Origin of the sequence: Bradyrhizobium sp. AUGA SZCCT0283 (assembly GCF_018130385.1) — a bacterium.
In the GTDB taxonomy this organism is placed as follows: Bacteria; Pseudomonadota; Alphaproteobacteria; order Rhizobiales; family Xanthobacteraceae; genus Bradyrhizobium.
In genome coordinates this window covers 1-3,647 of record NZ_JAFCLU010000091.1, presented here as the reverse complement: position 1 = coordinate 3,647, position 3,647 = coordinate 1, and the positions used below count along the sequence as shown (strand labels likewise).

Annotated in this window: 3 protein-coding genes; 1 reads left to right on the top strand and 2 read right to left on the bottom strand. The window is 62.5% G+C overall.

Annotated features, from left to right (window positions below):
* The coding region (locus JQ624_RS38125; RefSeq protein WP_409334427.1) for a beta strand repeat-containing protein at window positions 1-2,049 on the top strand (2,049 nt) is incomplete at its 5' end.
* A 636-nt stretch (window positions 2,050-2,685) separates the two neighbouring features.
* Here the strand turns inward: JQ624_RS38125 and JQ624_RS39475 are convergent.
* Window positions 2,686-2,808 carry a hypothetical protein gene (locus tag JQ624_RS39475; RefSeq protein WP_283817022.1) on the bottom strand — a complete coding sequence of 41 codons (123 nt, stop codon included), beginning with the start codon at window positions 2,806-2,808 and terminating at the stop codon, window positions 2,686-2,688.
* A gap of 133 nt (window positions 2,809-2,941) precedes the next feature.
* Window positions 2,942-3,343: a DDE-type integrase/transposase/recombinase gene (locus JQ624_RS39885; RefSeq protein ID WP_409334428.1), complete on the bottom strand. Its 402-nt coding sequence runs from the start codon at window positions 3,341-3,343 to the stop codon at window positions 2,942-2,944.
* Window positions 3,344-3,647: the final 304 nt, after the last annotated feature.

Below are 3,647 nucleotides of genomic sequence, written 5' to 3'. Positions count from 1 at the left end.
TATTTCACGTCGTTGAGTGCGCAGCAGTTGCAGGCTGATCTACCGCCGCCCTTGCTGGGCAGTTCTACGACGCCAACGACACCGACGCAGCCAACCTCGCCCACGTCGCCGACCACTCCAAACGTCGCGCCGTCGGTGACGCAGGCCTCCGCTTCACCGGGAACGGGAATCGAGCGTGCCGGCGATACCATCACACTGACGCTCGGCTTCAGCGAGGCCGTGACCGTCAGCGGCACGCCGACGCTGTCGCTCAATGACGGCGGAACGGCCGCCTATGTCGGTGGCTCGGGCACGAACTCGCTCACCTTCAAAACGACGGTCGCATCGACCGACACCAACACCTCGGCGCTCGCCATCACCCAAGTCAATCTGCCGAGCGGCGCGAGCATCAAGGATGCTGGCGGACTTGCGGCGAACCTCTCGGGCGCGGTGAAGACGTTCTTCGGTCTCCAGATCGATCCGATCCTGCCAGCGGTGACGCAGGCCACGGCCTCTCCGGGAACCGGCACCGAACACGTCGGCGACACGATCACGCTGACACTCGGCTTCAACGAGGCCGTGACCGTCAGCGGCACGCCGACGCTGTCGCTCAACGACGGCGCGACCGCCACCTATGTGGGTGGTTCCGGGACGGGTTCGCTCACCTTCAAGACAACCGTCGCGTCGATCGACACGAACACCTCGGCGCTCGCCATCACCGGGGTCAATCTGCCGAGCGGTGCGAGCATCAAGGATGCGAGCGGTGTCGCGGCGAATCTCGCGGGCGCGGTGAAGACATTCTCCGGCCTCCAGATCGCGACGTCATCGACGACGCCGACGATTCCAACTACCCCAACCACGCCCACGACGCCAAACGTCGCGCCGACAGTGACGCAGGCCTCCGCTTCGCCGGGGACGGGAATCGAGCATGTCGGCGATACCATCACGCTGACGCTCGGCTTCAACGAGGCCGTGACCGTCGGCGGCACGCCGACGCTGTCGCTCAACGACGGCGCAAAGGCCACCTATGTCGGTGGCTCGGGCACGAACTCGCTCACCTTCAAAACGACTGTCGCATCGACCGATACGAACACCTCGGCGCTCGCCATCACCGGAGTCAATCTTCCGAGCGGCGCGAGCATCAAGGATGCCGGCGGTCTTGCGGCAAATCTGTCGGGCGCGGTGAAGACGTTCTCCGGTCTCCAGATCGCTCCGTCCGCGTCAACGCCGACTACCCCGACCACTCCAACCACCCCATCGAGCCCGTCAGCGACCAAGCCGGTCCTCACCGTCGCGGATCCTACGCTTTCGGTGACCGGGAAGGGCGGTACGGTCGACCTCGGAGTGAAGGTGACGACGACCGACTCCGACGATGTCGTGACCGTGAACATCACGGGCTTGCCGAGATACGAGACGATCACCGACAAGCGCGATGGTCAAACGTTCAGCGGAAAGAACATCACCTTGACGGCCGCGCAGGTCGAAAGCGGATTGACGCTCACATCGAACTTCAAGGGCGCCTCTGACCCGGTCGCTACACTCACGCTGACCGCAACCGCGAAGGACCCGGTCACCGGCGCCATCGCGACATCCGCGCCGCAGACCATCACCGTGAAGGATCCACGGCCTGCGACCGTCACGACCCCAACGTCGCCGCAGAACACCCCTGTGACGGATCCTTCGCCGTCGACCGGCACAAACACAGGGTTCCCAGGCCATGGCGTTGGATGGTGGGGCCAGCATGGCGACTCGATCGCCAGCGGTGGGACGACCACGCCTGCGATCGGCACGAGCGGGGAACTGGCAAGCCGGGGTTCTGCTCTGTTCAGCCAGATCATGGACCTGGTCGTCAACAGAGGCGTTGCGACCTCTGCGTCTCCGATCCACGCGGCGGATACTCCGTATACGAGCGGTTCGACTGCCTCGTCGCTGGCAAGCCATGGCTTTGCGGTGCTGAACCAGTATCTGGCCGGCAACACTGGCCGGGTCGATCCCGGGCAGATCGTGGCGGCCGTGTCTAACGGCACCCACTGGGGGCAGGACTCGTTCCTGACCAGACCGCAACATTGATCGGCTTCCGCACCCAGGCGCCTAGCGCCTGGGTGCGGCACGGGAATGCATGGGAACATCGAACGCAGACGTGTATCAGCGGGAACAGTTATCACCCATCTGTCAGTCGGTGCCGGCACTCCTAACCTGTTTGTTCACGTCTTCTCTCTAAGTGGACATGAGACAGCACGGGACACTGTCCCCCGACATTCCAACGGGACGGACAGGGACAGACCCCTAACGGGTGTCCCCTGCCGGGATGGCGGTTGGTCCAGAAGAAGCAGCTCGATGTCTGCCAACCGCTCCCATGCTCGCGAATCCCCGGCGAGCCCCCATTCCTCCGAAAGCCAATTTAAATCTCCTTCAAGCTAAATCGATTTTTGGATACACCAGCCGCCGATTGAACCCCGTCGCCTCATTTCCCCGGATCGATCGGTAAATCCGAGGCGTTAGACGCTTCGCGATGAGATCGGCTCCTCCCCGGCCTGCAGCTTGTCGGGGGTCTTCTCGCCGCTCGTGCTCCTGATGGCTTCCCCATTGCCGTCCGTCATGGTCAGCAATCCATCCTCCAAGACGTAATACCCGTTCGTTACTCGGCCCGTGTCATTGGGGTCGAGGGGGCTTGGGTTGCTCACAATCGCGATCACCTATTTGACTTCAGGCATAAGCAAATCTGGGGTATTCGATTTTGCGATTGAAGTCGTTCGAGCGGATGTAGGGCGAACCGTCCGGCTCCGTGAAACACAGCGCCACCGCGTCGGCCTCGTCGGGCGACGGCATCGGTGCAGGAAGCCTTCAGACGCGACCCTGATCTTCCCCCGAAGAAATGGACAGTGTTAAGCTGCTTTTAGCTCCATCTCGATCGGACTGATATAGCCGATGGCGGAGTGACGACGAGTCGATGTAGGCAAAGCTATCCCGTGCGGCTTCCTGCCGTGTTGCATAGTGCCTGTGATGGACGAGCTCGGTTTTGAGCGTAGGAAGAAGCTCTCCAATTGTCATAGCAGTCGGCCTTGCGGCTCATCGAAGCCTGGAAGCCGGCGGACTGCATCACCTTGCGGTAGTACTGAACACCCCGATCGGAATGGTGGATCCGGCCGTCGCCCGGCTGCTGCGTCGACATCGCCATCCGCAAGGCCGCCAACGGCCGTTCGGCACGCAAATGATCTGCCATCGCCCAGCCGACGATCCTGCGGCTGTAGAGGAGGTCCATGACGGCGGCCAGATAGACCCATCCCTGATCGGTCTCGACGTAGGTGATATCGGAGAGCCAGATCCGGTTCGGCGCAGTGGCGGTGAAGTTGCGGTCGAGCAGATTCGGGGCGATCGGGAGGCCGAGGCGGTCAAGCGCATCGATGTCCTGTTCGCCATCGAGCGCGAGATCAATGGTGTTGCTCCGCAGGAGTGCCTGCGCGTGCGCCAGGAGTGTAGCCGCCCCCTTAATCGTTGGCTTGAGGCTGGTTGCGCGAGCAACGCGTCAAACTCTCCAAGAACAGCGACACGACCGAGGCCCGTGCTTCGATCGGCCGTTACCCGGACTTTTACAACCGCGCATCAGAACACCCATCTGTCTATGTTGTTGAAGAGAAGAGAGTTTGCTGATCGGGATGCGATCCCGT

Excerpts from the sequence above, each read along its gene's own strand:
- JQ624_RS39475 (WP_283817022.1), bottom strand. The coding sequence starts at position 2,808 with ATGCCGTCGCCCGACGAGGCCGACGCGGTGGCGCTGTGTTTCACGGAG.